The 16899-nt window shown below is 59.9% G+C and carries 15 protein-coding genes; 7 read left to right on the top strand and 8 right to left on the bottom strand.

Annotated elements, in window-relative coordinates; translation table 11 throughout:
- Positions 1 to 217 precede the first annotated feature (217 nt).
- Positions 218 to 1348, bottom strand: a complete 1131-nt coding sequence (locus GA830_RS14305; protein ID WP_374939272.1) for an alanine racemase — start codon at positions 1346 to 1348, stop codon at positions 218 to 220.
- Between the two features lie 180 nt (positions 1349 to 1528).
- Here GA830_RS14305 and GA830_RS14300 point away from each other — a divergent pair, with 180 nt between their 5' ends.
- The 6 genes from GA830_RS14300 to GA830_RS14275 all read left to right on the top strand — a co-directional run bounded on the left by GA830_RS14300 (position 1529) and on the right by GA830_RS14275 (position 7049).
- The gene (locus tag GA830_RS14300; protein ID WP_195162488.1) at positions 1529 to 2701 is read left to right on the top strand and encodes an ROK family transcriptional regulator; all 1173 of its coding nucleotides are present in this window, start codon (positions 1529 to 1531) and stop codon (positions 2699 to 2701) included.
- Entirely contained in the window at positions 2698 to 3471 is a 774-nt protein-coding gene (locus GA830_RS14295; protein ID WP_195162487.1) for an ATP-binding cassette domain-containing protein, read from the top strand. The genes GA830_RS14300 and GA830_RS14295 overlap by 4 nt, the downstream gene beginning before the upstream one ends.
- Positions 3472 to 3500: 29 nt before the next feature.
- The gene (locus GA830_RS14290) at positions 3501 to 4541 is read left to right on the top strand and encodes a sugar ABC transporter substrate-binding protein (RefSeq protein WP_195162486.1); all 1041 of its coding nucleotides are present in this window, start codon (positions 3501 to 3503) and stop codon (positions 4539 to 4541) included.
- 107 nt (positions 4542 to 4648) lie between these two features.
- The gene (locus GA830_RS14285) at positions 4649 to 5644 is read left to right on the top strand and encodes an ABC transporter permease (RefSeq protein ID WP_195162485.1); all 996 of its coding nucleotides are present in this window, start codon (positions 4649 to 4651) and stop codon (positions 5642 to 5644) included.
- Positions 5641 to 6411, top strand: coding sequence for an SDR family oxidoreductase (locus tag GA830_RS14280; protein WP_195162484.1), 771 nt, complete (start codon positions 5641 to 5643; stop codon positions 6409 to 6411). Before GA830_RS14285 ends, GA830_RS14280 begins: the two co-directional genes overlap by 4 nt.
- On the top strand, positions 6408 to 7049 hold the full coding sequence (locus GA830_RS14275; protein WP_195162483.1) for a GNAT family N-acetyltransferase: 642 nt from the start codon (positions 6408 to 6410) through the stop codon (positions 7047 to 7049). The genes GA830_RS14280 and GA830_RS14275 overlap by 4 nt, the downstream gene beginning before the upstream one ends.
- Positions 7050 to 7056: 7 nt before the next feature.
- Here the strand turns inward: GA830_RS14275 and gltA are convergent, their stop codons facing one another.
- On the bottom strand, positions 7057 to 8376 hold the full coding sequence (gene gltA, locus GA830_RS14270; protein ID WP_195162482.1) for a citrate synthase: 1320 nt from the start codon (positions 8374 to 8376) through the stop codon (positions 7057 to 7059).
- 164 nt (positions 8377 to 8540) lie between these two features.
- Positions 8541 to 9974: a glutamate--tRNA ligase gene (gene gltX / locus GA830_RS14265; RefSeq protein WP_195162481.1), complete on the bottom strand. Its 1434-nt coding sequence runs from the start codon at positions 9972 to 9974 to the stop codon at positions 8541 to 8543.
- Positions 9975 to 10105: 131 nt separating this feature from the next.
- Here gltX and GA830_RS14260 point away from each other — a divergent pair, with 131 nt between their 5' ends.
- Entirely contained in the window at positions 10106 to 12532 is a 2427-nt protein-coding gene (locus GA830_RS14260) for a ComEC/Rec2 family competence protein (RefSeq protein ID WP_195162480.1), read from the top strand.
- Here GA830_RS14260 and lexA read toward each other — a convergent pair whose 3' ends face one another.
- From lexA to trpD, 5 genes are all read right to left on the bottom strand, one after another.
- The gene (gene lexA, locus GA830_RS14255) at positions 12533 to 13252 is read right to left on the bottom strand and encodes a transcriptional repressor LexA (protein WP_195162479.1); all 720 of its coding nucleotides are present in this window, start codon (positions 13250 to 13252) and stop codon (positions 12533 to 12535) included.
- A 114-nt stretch (positions 13253 to 13366) separates the two neighbouring features.
- On the bottom strand, positions 13367 to 14575 hold the full coding sequence (locus tag GA830_RS14250; RefSeq protein WP_195162478.1) for a molybdopterin molybdotransferase MoeA: 1209 nt from the start codon (positions 14573 to 14575) through the stop codon (positions 13367 to 13369).
- Between the two features lies 1 nt (position 14576).
- Positions 14577 to 15074 (bottom strand): cyclic pyranopterin monophosphate synthase MoaC, encoded by a 498-nt coding sequence (gene moaC, locus GA830_RS14245; protein WP_195162477.1) that lies wholly within the window; start codon positions 15072 to 15074, stop codon positions 14577 to 14579.
- 5 nt (positions 15075 to 15079) lie between these two features.
- Positions 15080 to 15880, bottom strand: coding sequence for an indole-3-glycerol phosphate synthase TrpC (trpC, locus tag GA830_RS14240; RefSeq protein WP_195162476.1), 801 nt, complete (start codon positions 15878 to 15880; stop codon positions 15080 to 15082).
- Positions 15873 to 16895, bottom strand: a complete 1023-nt coding sequence (gene trpD / locus GA830_RS14235; protein ID WP_195162475.1) for an anthranilate phosphoribosyltransferase — start codon at positions 16893 to 16895, stop codon at positions 15873 to 15875. The genes trpC and trpD overlap by 8 nt, the downstream gene beginning before the upstream one ends.
- Positions 16896 to 16899 lie beyond the last annotated feature (4 nt).

Here is a 16899-nt window from a genome sequence, read left to right as displayed (position 1 = left end):
CAGATGATACGGGTTTTCGGGCGATCTGGTTTCATTTTTTCGCTCAGCGTTCGCGGCTTTCGCCATCATTCGGCGGTCAGCAATTGATTGGCGGCGACGGTGCTGCGAATTTCGACGCAAACGGGGACGGCCGGGACCTGGGCGAAGCCTGCGGTCGGTTACCGGCAAAGCTGCAAAACGTTGGTGCCGATCGAGGCGTCGCTTCACTGATTGCGTGTCAGCGCGTCATGCCGCGCGCCGAAACCGCAAGTTCGCCAACTACATTGTCGCCGCGCGCCAACGTGATCCGGTCGTGCAGATTGGCGACCGGACAGACATGATTGGGCACGATCGTCAGTCGGTCGCCAAACGTCGGGCGCTCGGCGCAGGCGGAGAGATCCACCACACCATGCTCCTCGCTGATGCGGGTGATGATGGCATCGGGATATCCGATGATGGCCCCAAAGCCAGTGATGCCGGAGCCCGCCGGATCGCTGGTCAGGGTTTTGGAGCCGCAATCGATGACGGCGCGCTCAGGCGTCGGGCGGCTGATGACAGTCGCCAGAACATGCAATGCGCAATCCTCCAGGCTGACTGCACCCGAACCTATGGTGGCGCGGTCATTGTAGATGTAGGTGCCGACGCGCAGTTCGTCGATGCAGCCGAGTTCGTGGGTGTGGAAAGCTTTTGGCGTGCCACCACCCGAGATGCGGGGAATGTCGAGGCCGGCATCGGCAAAGTGCTTTTTGGCCTCGGCAACGAAGCCGACAGTTTTCTGGCTGGCGGGATAGGTCATCAGCCCGGCAAAGGCCAGGCCTTCGCAACTCTGCAACTGCTGCGCCAGCGCCAGCGCCTCGGCAACTGAAACGACGCCAGTGCGCTCCATGCCACTGTCGAACTCCACGTAAACCGCAATCGTAGCACCAGAGATTCTTGCTGCATCGGCAGCAGTTGCCAGTGCGAGCGGATTGTCGACGGCAACCGTCATCCGGCAGCGTGGCGCCAGGGCTGCCAGCCGGGCAGCTTTTCCCTGCCCAACGAGCGGATAGGAAATCAGAATATCATCGATCCCGGCATCGGCCATGATCTCGGCCTCGGTCAGTTTTTGGCAGGTGATGCCCTGCGCACCGAGCGCCAGCTGGCGCTGGGCGAAGGCCGGGATCTTGTGCGTCTTGATGTGGGGACGCAGAGCTATGCCATGCCGATCACAATAGTCCTGCATCGTGCGCAAATTGCGATCCACGCGGTCGAGATCAACGACCGGGGTGGGCGTTTCGATATCCGCCATGGCGTGTGACCTCGCCGGGGTGAAGGCAGCGCCGGTTTCAAGTTCAGGCTGCCACGGGGCGAGGTCGGTCTTGTTCAGCATTGCGCATCTCCGGGCATTGAAACGAGGCGCATTATCGCCTGCATGATCCTGCGTCAGCATCGGAACATGCCGTCCAGCCGCCTACGCGGCAAGGGTAAACTTCAACCATGGGCATTTTTGAATTCCATTTGACTGAATAAATCGGTTGTGCAACCTTTCGATTGCCGGAGGGGCACAACGTTGGCTTTACGTGGGACCAATCAGGAATTCGGGCGGCCATACAATCGGCGGATCGTGCTCGAGGCCATCCGCTTGCATGGGCCGATTGCTCGGGCCGATATTGCAGCGCGGGTTGGCCTGACGGTCCAGACAGTTTCCACCATCGTTCGAGAACTGGAGCAGCAGGGTTATGTGCTTGCGGCGCGCGAAGAACCGCGCGGGCGAGGCCTGCCGCCCACCACGCTGACGCTCAATCCGGAGGGCGGCTATGCCGTTGGCGTGCACCTGACACCGTTGGGTATTGATGCAGCCCTGGTCAATCTGGGCGGCGACGTGATCGAAAGCCGGCATTACGAAGCGCCCAATATCGAGCCTGACGATGCTTTCAAGCTTATTGCAAAGATGGTTCCGGAGTTGACCGGTCTGCGGGAAGGCGGTCGCATTTTGGGGGTCGGTATGGCGCTACCCGGGCCTTTTGGCGTGGAATCCATGAGCTTTGTGGGCCCGACCACAATGGCTGGCTGGAAGGATGTGCCGCTGCGCGAACGGCTTGCAGCGGCGACCGGTTTCCCTGCTTTTTTCGAGACCGACATGGTGGCGGCGGCGATGGGTGAACGGCTCTATGGGCTCGGAGCGTCGCATGCGCAGTATTATTATCTCTATTTCGGCGTCGGGCTTGGCGGAGCATTGATGCATGATGGTAACGTGCTTCGGGGCGCCTGGGGCAATGCCGGCGAAGTGGGCCACATGCCCATGGTTCCTGGTGGGGAGATCTGTCCGTGTGGCAATCGCGGCTGTCTGGAGCGTTATGTGTCGCTCGAAGCACGTGGCCGCTTTTCCGGTTCGGACGCCCAATGGGTAGAGGCCGTCGGGCCCATATTGTGCAATGCAATCGTGACGATAGAAAACATGCTGGATCCCGAAACCATTATTCTTGGCGGGCTGGCACCGCCGGCGCTGCTGGACCAGATGGCGGCAGAAGCCAGAAAAAATCTTCTCAATTCGGTTGCGAGCCGCAAGGGACGAACGACACCACGGGTTCTGGTTGCAAAGGGCGGACAATTCGCAGTGCTTCGTGGGGCCGCAGCACTTGCGGTTTCAGGCGTTCTCTCACCGCGCTTCGGCCAGATGTTTGCGGCCGAGCGCGAGCGCGAAAAGGATATTGTTGTTCAGTCCAGGGAGATAGCCGCATGAGTGAACCGCTGCTCGTCCTCGACAACATCACCAAAAGCTACGGCGCCATCGAAGCGCTGAGGGGCATTAGCTTTGCCATCGGCAAGGGCGAGGTGGTGGCGCTGTTGGGCGACAATGGCGCCGGCAAGTCGACGCTGGTGAAAATCATCGCCGGCGGTTTGGAGCCGAGTTCAGGCCGCATGTTGTTTGAGGGTAAGGAATTTTTGGCCAGATCGCCGTCGCAGGCCAAGGCAGCCGGCATCGAGACTGTCTACCAGGACCTGTCGCTCTGCACCAATGTGGATGTCGTCGCAAACTTTTTCATGGGCCGCGAGATAACCCGAAAAGTGCTTGGCATTCCTGTGCTGGATGAGCGGGCGATGGAAAAGGTGGCGGGCGATGCGCTCTCCAGCGCGGGCACGCGCATTCCTTCGCTCCGAACCAAGGTCGAGCATCTTTCCGGCGGACAGCGCCAGGCTATCGAGCTCAACCGCTTTGTCCATTGGGGCGGCAAGCTGGTGCTGCTGGACGAGCCGTTCGCCGCACTTGGCGTCGAGCAGACGCGGCGCGGGCTGGAGATGATCCGCCACGTCGCCAGCCAAGGCATCGGCGTCGTTATCATCACGCATATCATGCAGCAGGCATTTCAGGTCGCCGACCGGATCGTGGTGATCCGCCAGGGCGTGGTGGCCGGAGATGTAGCGCGTCATCAAACAAGTCCCGATGCGGTGATCAACATGATTACCGGTGAAACACCTGCCGGTGCCGGACCGGCGGGTGAGGGGTCATAAGAGGGGTCCGGCTTAACAGGAGCGACAAAATGAGGAGAATACTTCTTTCTGTCTTCGGTGTTTTGGCACTGGCCTTTGCCTTGCTCACGCCGGCATTCGCGCAGACCAAGGGCGTCGTCTACTACATGGTTCCGACCCTGCTCGACGAGTTTCAGACCGGCTCGGTGAGCGCATTGGAACTCTTTCTGAAGCAGGTTGGCTATGAGATGAAAACGCTGAACGCCGACAACAAAACCGACGTGCAGCAAAGCCAGATGAACGACGTGATCGCGCTCAAACCCGGCGCAATCATTCTGGCAGCGGTGGATTTCAATGCGCTGAAGCCTTCCATTGAGGCAGCACGTGCGGCGGGTATCCCGGTGGTCGAATTTGACCGTCAGATCACCTCGACAAAATCCGACCTCACTTCGGTGGCCGGCACCATCGAAATCGGCTACGTGGCGGCAGAACAAGCTGAAAAGCTGTTGTCTGCCAGAAACGGCTCCGTGAAAGGCAAGATCCTGCAGGTTCTGGGCGATCCGGGCGATCCGTATACGCTCGATATCCAGAAGGGTTTTGAGGAGAAGATGGCGGAATTTCCGGAAGTCAAAATCATCTCCGTTCCAGCCATGCAGTGGGAAGCCAGCAATGCCGGCACAATCGTTGCCGACCAGATGCTGGCCAACCCCGACATCGACCTGATCTTCGGCCATGCGGCTCACCTTTCGGTAGCTGCAGTTGCCTCTCTGGAATCGGCTGGCAAGAAGCCGGGCGACGTGATGCTGATGAGCTCTAACGGTGCACCCGTTGGTCTCGATCTCATCCGCAAGGGCTGGTTGAATGTCGAGGTGGAGCAGCCGCTCTACGCCCAGGCAGCAGCAGTTGCCATGTTCATGGACAAGATCGTCAACAAGCAGGAAATCAAACCTGGCGAGTATGACGTGATTGGTCTGAAAGGCGTGGTGACCAACGAAGAATGGGGACCGAACATCAAGGTTCCCGGTGCTGCCATTGATAAATCCAACGTCGATGATCCAAAATTCTGGGGCAATCTCAAGCCTCCGACCGACACGGTAAAATCGGCTGAATGACGTAGCCGCACCTTGCCGCTGAACTCTTCTCTCCCCGCGCAAGCGGGGAGAGAATTCGGCGGCGCCTAGGACGGCTTTATCCAAAACCTTTCCATTGGATTTAACAGATGAACCCCCGCACCCGCCGCGCCCTTGAGTTTGTTCTCGATAACCTCGTCTGGTTCATGCTGCTGTTTGTGCTGGTGGTGTTTTCGCTTTTTGTGCCGAACTATTTTCAGCTGGGCATTTTCGCCAATATTGTTGAGGCCTCAAGCGTGCTCGGTGTCATGTCGATCGGGCTGGCGCTCGTTATCATCACCGGCCATATGGACCTGTCGGTGGAATCTGTGGCGGCGCTGAGCGCCATGACCGTTGGTATTCTATTCTGCTCATCCGGTATTGGCATGGGTGTCGTTTTGTACCCACAATGGCTGATGGTGCCGGCATCACTGGTACTGGCGTTGGCGGTGGGCGGATTGATCGGGGCCTTCAACGGCTATCTGGTCGTCAAGATGAAGATGAGCGCCTTTATCATCACGCTGGCATCCTACATCTGGGTGCGCGGGCTGGTGCTGGTAATCTCCGGTGGGCGATCAGCCCAGGATCTGGCGCCTTCCATCCGGTGGTTCGGTATCCAGCGTTTGATGGGAATTCCGCTCACGGCCTGGATTGCCATTTCCAGTTTCATCGCATTTTCTCTTATTCTGGCGAAGACGCCTTTCGGTCGCCACCTGACCATGATCGGCGGCAATGAGACGGCAACCTTTCGCGCCGGCATCAAGGTCAATCGGAACCTCATTCTTGCCTTTGTTTTGGCTGGCGCGATAGCCGGCATGGCGGGCTGGCTGCTGGTGATCCGCACCTCGGGGGCGACGGCCAACCTTGGCATCGGCCTGCTGTTCAACGCGTTTGCCGCGGTCGTCATCGGTGGCGTCAGCCTGAAGGGCGGCGTGGGCACGCTGCCGGGTGTCTATGCCGGTGTTCTGTTGCTATCCTCCATCAACACGGCGATCAACCTGATGGGGCTTCCGGCCAATTTTACGCAGGTTATCCATGGCCTGCTGGTTCTGGCTGCCGTCCTGCTTGACGCGTTCAAGCAGAGCATCCGCCAGAGGCTCGCATGAGTGACCGTCTGCACAACAAGGTGGCGCTGATCATCGGCGCCGCCCGAGGCATAGGCAAAGGTATAGCGCAGCGCTTTGCCGAGGAAGGCGCCAGACTGGTTCTGGCTGATACGGAAATGGACGCAGGCATGGCTGCCGCAGAAGAGTGCGGTGCAGCATTCATCCAAACCGACATTTCCGAAATGGCTGATGCGGAGGCAGCAGTTGCCTTGGCACTGCAGCGCTACGGTCACCTCGACATTCTTGTCCAGAATGCCGGGATTTATCCCTGGCAGCTGATTGAAAACACGAGCTCCGATGACTGGGACCGCGTCATGGCGGTCAATCTGCGTGGTACTTTCCATGCAGCGCGCGCAGCACTCGTGCCGATGAAGGCGCAGGGCAGCGGGCGCATGCTATTCACTTCCTCGATAACAGGGCCGCATGTGACCAGTCCCGGTCACGGGCATTATTCCGCCAGCAAGGCTGGCATCAATGGCTTTATCCGGGCTGCTGCGCTGGAGTTTTCAGGCTATGGCATCACCGTGAATGGGGTCGAGCCGGGCAATATTTTGACCGAGGCGATCGAGCTTCATCGGGGTGCAGCTTTTATCAAGAACATGGAGGATGCCATCCCGCTTGGGCGGCTTGGCAGTCCGCGCGATATTGCCAACGCCTTCCTGTTTCTGGCGTCGGACGACGCAAGCTATATCACCGGCACAACCATTGTTGTGGATGGCGGCCAGTTGCTGCCCGAAGGCAAGGATTTCAGGCTGCTGCCACCATGATTGTCGATTTGGGCGACGGCTATGTGCTGAGGCAGGCGAGCGCGGCAGATGATGCGGCGCTGAAAATGATCTGCCTCAAAACCGGGGACGCCGGTGCCGATGCCTCCGCAAGGGAGGATGCTCCCGACCTTCTCGGCCTTATCTACACCGTTCCCTACCGGCATTTTGAACCGGAACTGGCTTTTATCATTGAAGGTCCGGTCGGTCCGGCGGGGTATCTGCTCGGGGCGCGGAATTCGGTTGCCTTCAATCTGCGGCTTGCAAACGACTGGTATCCGGGCATGAGGCTGGCGCATACCGATCCGGGCAATAAGCTATCTCTCTGGGAGGGTAGTGATTGGGCACGGCATTGGATACATCACCCGGATTTGGCAGTGCCTGAAGTGCTGGCTACGCGATACCCGTCACATGGCCATATCGATCTCCTGCCGCAGGCGCGGGGCCGGGGGATCGGGCGTCGTGCGATGCGATTTCTGGAGGAGCGCCTGGGGGAAGGCGGGTCGCCTGGGCTTTATCTGGAAGTCGCGCCGGAAAATTCTTCGGCGTTACGCTTTTATGAAACGCTTGGCTATGTGCAATTGCAGGGCGCGGATGTGCCGCGCCGCTGCATATTCATGGTAAAGACGCTGGCCCGTTAGCCTGCGTCTAGCGCTTGGCGATGGCCACGTAGTCACGCTCTGGAGCGCCGGTGTAGAGCTGGCGCGGGCGGCCGATCTTCTGAAGTGGATCCTCGATCATCTCTTTCCACTGGGCGATCCAGCCGACGGTGCGCGCGACCGCAAACAATACGGTGAACATGGTCGTGGGGAAGCCGAGGGCCTTCAACGTGATGCCGGAATAGAAGTCGACGTTCGGGTAGAGTTTTTTCTCGATGAAATATTCGTCCGTGAGCGCGATCTTCTCCAGCTCCATGGCGATATCGAGCATCGGATCGTCTTTGATTCCGAGTTCTCCAAGCACCTCATGGCAGGTCTTCTGCATGATTTTTGCGCGCGGATCGTAGTTCTTGTAGACGCGGTGGCCAAAGCCCATCAAGCGGAACGGATCGTTTTTGTCCTTGGCGCGGGCAATGAATTCGGGAATGCGGTCAACCGTGCCGATTTCGGTCAGCATGTTGAGAGCGGCCTCGTTCGCGCCACCATGGGCAGGACCCCAAAGGCAGGCAATTCCCGCTGCGATGCAGGCAAACGGGTTGGCGCCCGACGATCCGGCCAACCGCACAGTGGAGGTGGAGGCATTCTGCTCATGATCAGCATGCAGGATGAAAATGCGTTCCATCGCGCGCGCCAGAACCGGGTTCACCTTATAATCGTCGCACGGCACGGCAAAGCACATGTGCAGGAAGTTGGCGGCGAAATTCAGCTCGTTCTTGGGGTAAATGAAGGGCTGGCCGATATGATATTTGAACGCCATCGAGGCGATGGTCGGCATTTTGGCGATCATGCGGATTGACGCGACCATACGCTGATGCGGGTCCGAAATGTCGGTTGAATCGTGATAGAAGGCGGACATCGCTCCAACAACACCGCACATCACAGCCATAGGATGCGCATCGCGGCGGAAGCCGGTGAAGAAGCGCGTCATCTGTTCATGAACCATGGTGTGACGCGTTACGCGGTAATCAAAATCTTCTTTCTGGGCTTTGGTGGGCAGTTCGCCATAAAGCAGCAGATAGCAGACCTCGAGGAAATCGCCGTGCTCGGCCAACTGGTCAATAGGGTAGCCGCGATGCAGCAAGATGCCCTCATCACCATCAATAAAAGTGATCTCGGATTCGCACGATGCCGTCGACGTAAAGCCCGGATCATAGGTGAATGCACCGGTTTCGCGGTAAAGCGAAGCGATGTCGATCACATCCGGGCCAACGGTACCCTGCCGGACCTTGAAATCGTGCGATTTGCCAGCAAATTCGAGCGATGCCGTTGCCGGAGCGTCGGAGTCCATCTTTTTCGCGGCTTCGGTCATCGCACTCTCCCTTGTTTCCAAAATGTCGGCAAATCCTGCGACAGGGACGTCACAGGCGCATGACTGCGCATTGGGGTGCTAGCGCATTTGTCGCGGGCTGCCAAGTTTGTGTCGTTTCCTATGTTGCACCGCAACAGCCACTTTTCAATGGTCGCTTCAAACCGTTAACCGATTTGATCACCAATGCGTTCCAGGCTTTCTTGCTGGCCAAGCACGGCAAGCACGTCAAACACGCCAGGTGACGTGCCGCGACCGGTGAGTGCGGCGCGCAGAGGCTGGGCCACCGCGCCAAGCTTGATGTCCGATTCTGTTGCGAATTCACGAATGGCAGCTTCTGTGGAGGCCGCCGACCAGTCGCCGCCGACTTTTTCCAGAGCAGCCTTGGCGCCTTTGAGGATTTCCTTGGCGGGTGCATCGAGCAGGCCTGTCGCCTTATCGTCCAGCGCCAGTGGACGGGTGGCAAACAGGAAGCCAGCGCCCTCGACCAGTTCGTTCAGCGTCTTGGCACGCTCTTTCAATCCCGGCATAGCGGCCAGAAGCTGCGCCTTCCGTTCGGGCGTCAATGCATCGGCCATGGCAGGCCCACCTTCGAGGTAGGGCAGTGTCTCCACCAGCCTTTCAAGCAGCGCGCCCGGCTCCATCTGGCGCATGTGGACGCCGTTCAGCGCTTCCAGCTTTTTGAAATCGAAGCGGGCAGCGCCCTTGTTGACGTCCTCGATCTCGAACCAGCGCACCATGTCGTCCAGGCTCATCACCTCGTCATCGCCATGGCTCCAGCCGAGACGGGCGAGGTAGTTGATCAGCGCCGCCGGCAGATAGCCCATGGCGCGATAGGCTTCGACGCCAAGCGCGCCGTGACGCTTCGACAGTTTTGCACCATCGGCACCGTGGATCAGCGGGATATGCGACATCACCGGCACGTCCCAGGCCATCGCATCATAGATAACGATCTGGCGAGCAGCGTTTGTCAAATGGTCGTCGCCGCGGATGATGTGTGTGACGCCCATATCATGGTCGTCAACTACGACGGCATGCATGTAGGTCGGGTTGCCGTCCGAGCGCAAAATGATGAAATCGTCGAGATCCTTGTTTGGAAAACGAACATCGCCCTGGACCCTGTCACGCACCACGGTCTCGCCGTCCTGAGGGGCCTTTATCCGGATGGCGCCTTTGACGTCGGCTGGCGCTTCTGAAGGATCACGGTCACGCCAGCGGCCGTCATAGCGCGGCGGTCGGCCTTCTGCACGCGCTGTCTCGCGCATGGTGGTCAGTTCTTCGGGCGAGGCATAGCAATAATAGGCCTTACCCATGCGCACAAGTTCCTCGGCCACGTCGCGGTGACGCGCGGCGCGTTCATATTGCGAGATCGGCGCACCATCCCAAGTCAGGCCAAGCCATGAGAGGCCTTCAAGGATAGCGGCGGTGGCTGCGTCGCTTGAGCGTTCCCGGTCCGTGTCTTCAATACGCAGCAGCATTTTGCCGCTGGTGTGCTGGGAATAAAGCCAGTTGAACAGCGCAGTGCGCGCGCCGCCAATGTGAAGATAGCCGGTCGGCGAAGGAGCAAAACGGGTGACGACGGGCGTTTTAGTGTCAGACATTTTTTCTTTCACGGTTCCTGGATGTGTGGCCTTTGCAGCGCACCGACTTTGGGCGCGTTCGGCAATGCCGTGGTGTTCTTGTGGCGTTGATGTAGCATAGCGAGACCGGGGTGCAAGGGGAGCGGCCAAGCGTGGCCCGAGAGACGGCGGAAGCAGCCATTTCCGAGACGCAGGAGCGGGCGTTTTTTGCGCCCGACGGTTTCCCTGTCCCTGCCGCACCTACCACGACCAGACCCGAGCCGGCGGCGCTGGAGACGGCTGCGACAGCGCATGCACAAGGCGGTGGCCGGCTGGATGTTGTGCCATCGGCTATGTCCTCAGTCTGGCGTATCGTTCCAGCACTGAAAACAGATCTGGTGCTGGAGGAGGAGAGGGGCACTTTCTTCCTGTTCATCCCCGTGTTCCTGGCGGTTGGGGTGATCGCCTATTTTACAGCGGTTGGAGAGCCTGAGTTTTATGCACTGTGGAGCAGCGTGCTTGCGCTTGCCGCACTGGCTCTGGTGGCTGGCGGGCAGCCAATACTACGCCTTGCGCTTACTATCGCGCTGATCGTGCTTCTGGGCGTGCTGGCGGCCAAGCTGGAGGTATGGCGTACCGGCACCAAAATTATCGGCTCGGACATCACGACACGGGTCATGGGCCATGTGGTGTTGGTAGAACCGCAGCCAAGCGGCAGGGTCCGGCTGACCATCGATGTGGCCGCGACCGAGCGACCAACCCTGCGCTATGCGCCCGACCGGATCAGGGTCACCGCGCGCGCTATGCCCGAAGGGCTGCAGGCCGGATCGGCGGTGGCAGGCGTGGTTCGTCTGCTGCCGCCCACCGGACCGGTGCGACCGGGCAGCTATGACTTTTCGTTTCAGAGCTATTTTTCTGGCATCGGCGCGAGCGGGTTTTTTCTCATCGGGCCCGAGTTGGATGTCCGTGCGCTTAAACAAGCGGGGTGGCGCACGAACGCACTGACCTTTGTGGAAAACACCCGCAAAGGGCTTGCGGCACGGATCGCCGATGGCATTGGCGGCGTGGAGGGACAGATTGCGGCGGCGCTGGTTGTGGGTGTGCGGAGCGGCATTCCCGAACCGGTCAACGAAGCCATGCGGCGCACCGGATTGGCGCATATTCTATCTATTTCGGGTCTGCACATGGCGCTGGTAGCGGCAACTGTGATGGGATTGCTGCGCGGCATCTTCGCGCTTTTCCCGGGCTTTGCATCGCGCTATCCGGTGAAGAAATTTGCAGCCGGCGCCGCACTCGTGGCGATTTCGGCCTATCTGTTCGTCTCGGGTGCTGCAGTGGCCGCCGAGCGCAGCTACATCATGCTGGCCGTCATGTTGACGGCACTTCTGTTTGACCGCGCGGCACTGACGATGCGCAATCTGGCCATTGCTGCACTATTCGTGGTGGCTCGTTCGCCGCATGAGGTGATGGGCCCAAGCTTCCAGATGTCTTTCGCGGCAACCGCGGCGCTGATTGGCGGCTACGCTGCCTGGTCGGGGCGTCAACGAACGCCAACCCATTCAGCCATTGATACAGCTCATCTCCCGCTCCCCTACAGGATGGCCCGCAAGGCGCTATTTTATGCTGGTGGGTTAGCGCTGACGTCGCTGATCGCCGGAACAGCGACGACGCTTTTCGGCATCTATCACTTCCAGCGGATATCGCCGCTTAGCCTGGCTGCCAATCTGGCGGCAATGCCAGTGGTTTCAGCTATTGTCATGCCTTCGGCCGTAATCGGGATGGTGGCGATGCCATTCGGTCTTGATGGCTATGTGTTTGCTGTGATGGGGAAGGGGCTGTCGGCCATGCTGGCGATCGCAAACTGGTTTTCAGAACGCTCGCCCATCGATGCGGTGGGGCTCATTCCGGCAGGTTCGGTTGCAGTAATGACCGTGGCGCTCGTGCTGGCGACGCTTTCGTCGACACGGTTGAGGCTGACGGCACTGCCCTTTCTGGCAGTCGGTCTTTTCATGGCGAGCAGCCGACAACTTCCCGATGTGCTGATTTCCGAGGATGCGCGGCTTGTCGGCGTCCGGCTTGGCGACGGCGAACTGGCGGTGAACCGCAATCGCCCGAGTGCCTTCGCGATGGAGAACTGGCAGCGCGCGCTGGATACGCCCGACATTACACGACCGCGCAACGAGCCATATCAGGCCCTCGGAAACGAGGTTCCCGGCGCCATCCCGTTCCTTTGTGATGCGGGCGTGTGCATGTCGCGCCATGGCAGCGGGGCGGTGATCGCGCATGCTGCGGACGCCAAAGCGGCGCGCGGCGCATGCGCCATCGCCTCGATCATCGTGATCGACGACGCGACGGCCAAAAATATCTGTCCGGGCCAGCCTGTCGAGATCATCACCAAACGTGACCTTGCCGCGCATGGCAGTGCCGCCATTCTATTGAGCGCCACCGACCCGCCGGTCGTCACCTTTGCGATCGGAAATCACTATCGCCCATGGCACACGCAACGCCGTTTCTCACGCGAGGCACGCGGTAATCCGCCCTATCAGCGCAAGATGCGCAGCAAACCCGAAGGCGAGGCGGAAAATGCCGAGGCTGATTAACTAATAACGTCGGATGAGGCCGACAAGGCGACCCTGGACCTTGACCCGGTCGGGACCAAAGATGCGTGTCTCATAGGCGGGGTTGGCTGCTTCCAGCGCAATCGACGCACCCTTGCGGCGGAAGCGCTTCAGCGTCGCTTCCTCTTCGTCAACCAACGCGACAATGATGTCGCCCGGATTGGCTGTGTTGGCATCGCGGATGATGACCGTGTCGCCATCGAAAATGCCAGCATCGATCATCGAATCGCCGCGCACTTCCAAAGCATAATGATCGCCACCGGAGATCATTTCGGGTGGAACCATAATCGAATGCGTCTTGTGTTGAATGGCGTCGATGGGAACACCAGCAGCGATGCGGCCCATGACAGGAATCGATACTGCGGCATTGGCGTCGTCATCATTGCTGGCAGCAGGCTTGCGCATCGGTTCACTGCGCTTTCCAAGGCTGCCCTCGATGACGCTCGGCGAAAATCCGCGCTGGGTGGGAGCGAGACCCGGCGACATGGAATCAGGCAGGCGCAGCACCTCCAGGGCACGCGCCCGATTGGGCAGGCGCCGAATGAAGCCACGCTCTTCCAACGCTGTGATCAGCCGATGTATGCCCGACTTGGAAGCGAGATCGAGCGCATCCTTCATCTCGTCAAAAGAGGGGGGAATGCCTGCTTCTTTCATGCGCTCATGGATGAACATCAACAGTTCATGTTGTTTGCGCGTGAGCATGGCGGCGGACCCCCTAGATATGAATCGGATCAAAAACAAAACCAGAACAAACACTATCTGTTCCAGTTGTGTTCTGCAACCGTTTAAATTTTAATGAATACTGACAGACGTTGTTCAGCGTAACATCAGCACGGGACAGGTTTCGCCCACAGGTGCGGCCGGTGCGTGAGGCGGCCGGACAATCAGGGCATTGGCGGCAGCCAGCGTTTTTAGCATCGAGGAATCCTGTAGGGCGAAGGGCGTTGCGACCTTTGTGCCATCCTGTTCCGAGATGATTGCGCGGACATAATCCTGGCGCTGGTCGTTGGCGGCCATGGGCGTGGCAAGTACTGCCGACTGCAAGCCAGGCTCATGAGGCAGTCCACCCAGTTTGAGCAGGAGCGGCTTCAGGAACAGGTGCGAGCAGACGAGACTGGCCACCGGATTTCCAGGGAGGCCAATGATTCGCACCGTGCCATGGCGGCCGAACATCAGGGGTTTGCCGGGACGCATGGCGATCTTCCAGAAATCGAGGGTCATCCCTTGGCTTGTCAGTACATCATGGATGAGATCGTGATCTCCGACCGATGCGCCGCCCAGAGTTACAACGACATCGGCGCCAGCAGTCAGGGCCCTGTGGTAAGCTGCCGCGATCTTTTCGGCGTCGTCTTGCACGATGCCAAGGTCAAGCACCCGCGCGCCGCAATCCATGGCGATAGCGGCCACGCCAAAGCCGTTGGACGCGATGATCTGATCGGGCCTCACATTCTGGCTGCCGGGCGGCTGTAATTCGTCGCCGGTGGCAATGATAGCAACGAGCGGAGCCTTGATGACATCGAGCTGCGCATGGTTGGCAGCGGCAGCGAGCGAGAGGGCTGCGGGGTCAAGCTTGCGGCCGGCGTCGAGCAGCGGATCGCCGGTTTCGAAATCAAGCCCGGGTTTGCGGATATGACGGCCTGCGGCGACTGTTTCGACAGCCTCGACGGTGCCGCTGTCAAAGCGACGAGCATTTTCCTGGATCAGGATGGTGTCGGCACCTGGCGGCACCGGCGCACCAGTGAATATTCGCACGGCCTCGCCGGGGCCGACCGAGCCGTCGAACTGGTGGCCGGCCGGAGCCTCGCCGATAAGGCGCAGCATTACCGGTACGGTTGCGACGTCTGCGGCGCGCACCGCATAGCCATCCATCGCCGAGGCGGGAAAGGGGGGCTGCGTCCGGAGCGCAGCCACCGGGAAGGCCAAAACCCTGCCGGCGGCCTGCGCCAGCGTAACTGATTCTGCAGAGCCCGGCGTGACATCGGAGAGCAGTCGGGACAGCGCTTCCTCGACAGGCAGCAGCGCCATGTCAGTCGCCCCTGTCGGCGGCGGAAAAGGGACCGGATTTGCCGCCGGTCTTTTCGACGACGCGGATGCCGGTGATGGTCATGGCGCGGTCGACGGCCTTGGCCATGTCGTAGATGGTCAGGCAGGCGACGGACGCGGCCGTCAGCGCTTCCATCTCGACACCGGTCTTGCCGGTCACGCGCGCCAGCGCTGTGACGCGCAGGCCGGGTAAGGTGTCTTCCGGCTCGATGTCCACACTAACCTTGGTCAACAGCAACGGGTGGCAAAGCGGGATAAGTTCATGCGCCTTCTTGGCCGCCATGATGCCGGCTATGCGGGCAGTACCCAGCACGTCGCCCTTTTTGGCATTGCCGTCGAGGATCATCCGCAGGGTTTCAGGCTGCATTACCACGCAGCCCTCGGCTATTGCCGTGCGCTCGGTGTCAGCCTTGGCACCGACATCGACCATATGGGCTTCGCCAGTGGCGGTAATATGGGAGAGGGCTGGTTTGTCGGCCATGGGTGTCAGGCAGCCTGTTCGGCCAGCAGTTGGCGCGTTGCCTCCGCTACGTCAGGCTTGCGCATCAAGCTTTCGCCCACCAGGAAGGTAGTGATGCCGCAGGCGGCGAGCCGCTGGCAATCGGAATGGCTGGAAATGCCGCTTTCACCGACCAGAAGGCGATCATCCGGAACCAGTTTTGACAGGCGCTCAGACGTTTCGAGACTGGTCTCGAATGTGCGCAGATTGCGGTTGTTGATGCCGAGCATCGGTGACGACAGGTTTAGCGCGCGCTCAAGTTCGGCTTCGTCGTGAACCTCGATGAGGACGTCCATGTCGAGTTCAAAGGCGGTTTCTTCAAGCAGTTTTGCAGCGTCGTCCGAAAGGCATGCCATGATCAGCAAAATGGCGTCGGCATCCCACAGCCTGGCTTCATAGATCTGGTAGGGGTCGAACATGAAATCCTTACGCAGCGCCGGAAGCATGCACGCCGCGCGTGCGTCTGTCAGGAATTTCGGGGCGCCCTGAAACGAAGGCGTGTCGGTGAGAACCGACAGGCATGCCGCTCCGCCCGCTTCGTAGGCTTTCGCCAATTCGGGCGGATCGAAATCGGTGCGGATCAACCCTTTGGAAGGGCTCGCTTTTTTGATCTCGGCGATCAGGCCATATTGCCCTGCACGCTGCTTGCTTTCAAGCGCTGCAAGAAAGTCGCGCGGATGCTGCCTGTTGGCCAGACGGGCTTTTACCTCGGAAAGCGGAAGAGCGGCTTTCGCAGCCTCAATTTCCTGGCGCTTGTAGATCTCGATTCGGGATAAAATATCAGACATAGCTAGTGCCGTTTGAAACCGTGATCAAAGCCTCAAGAACTTTTGCTGCTCGACCGCTGTCAATCGCATTGGCGGCTGCGGTCGCGCCTTCGTGCAGGGTTGCTGCCGTTCCGGCGACGACAAGACCGGCACCGGCATTCATCAACACCGTATCGCGGAAAGCGCCTGGGGCGCCGTCCAACAGGTCACGCAGGGCGCGCGCATTAAAGGCCGCATCGCCGCCCCTGAGTGACTGGCTGGTGTGGGTGGGCAGGCCGACATCGTCAGGACTGACGGTGAAAGAGCGGATGGAACCGTCAAGCAATTCTGCAACGCGCGTCTCACCGGTGGTAGTGATTTCGTCGAGACCGTCACCGTGGACAACCCAGGCGCGTTCGGCTCCGAGCGCCTTCAGCGTATGCGCCAGAGGCTCCACCCATTCGGGTGCATAGACGCCAACCATCTGACGCCGCACGCCAGCCGGATTGGAGAGCGGCCCGAGCAGGTTGAAGATGGTGCGGGTGCCGAGTTCGACTCGCGTTGGGCCGACATGTTTCATGGCCGGATGGTGGGCCGGCGCGAACATGAATCCGATACCCGCCTGATGGATGCACTGGCTAATCTCTGCGGGAGACAGCTCGATCTTGACGCCGAGCGCTACGAGCACGTCGGCCGCGCCTGTCTGCGAGGAGAGACCGCGATTGCCGTGTTTTGCCACCGGAATACCGCAGCCGGCGATGACAAAGGCAGAGGCTGTGGAGATGTTGACGCTGTGCGATCCATCACCGCCGGTGCCGACAATATCGATGGCGTTCTCGGGCGCATCGACGGTCAGCATCTTGGCGCGCATCGTGGCGACTGCGCCCGATATCTCGTCGACTGTTTCGCCACGTACCCGCAAGGCCATCAGAAAGCCGCCGATCTGGCTGGGTGTGGCATCGCCGGACATCACGACTTCGAAGGCGGCGCGCGCTTCGTCAAAGGAAAGCGCGTCGCCGCTTGCGACTTTCATAATATAGGTTTTTAGCGTGCTCATGGGT

The organism is Mesorhizobium sp. NBSH29 (genome assembly GCF_015500055.1).
Lineage (GTDB): Bacteria > Pseudomonadota > Alphaproteobacteria > Rhizobiales > Rhizobiaceae > Neomesorhizobium.
The sequence above is the reverse complement of the archived record's forward strand: the minus strand, read 5'-3'. Positions and strand labels throughout refer to the sequence as shown.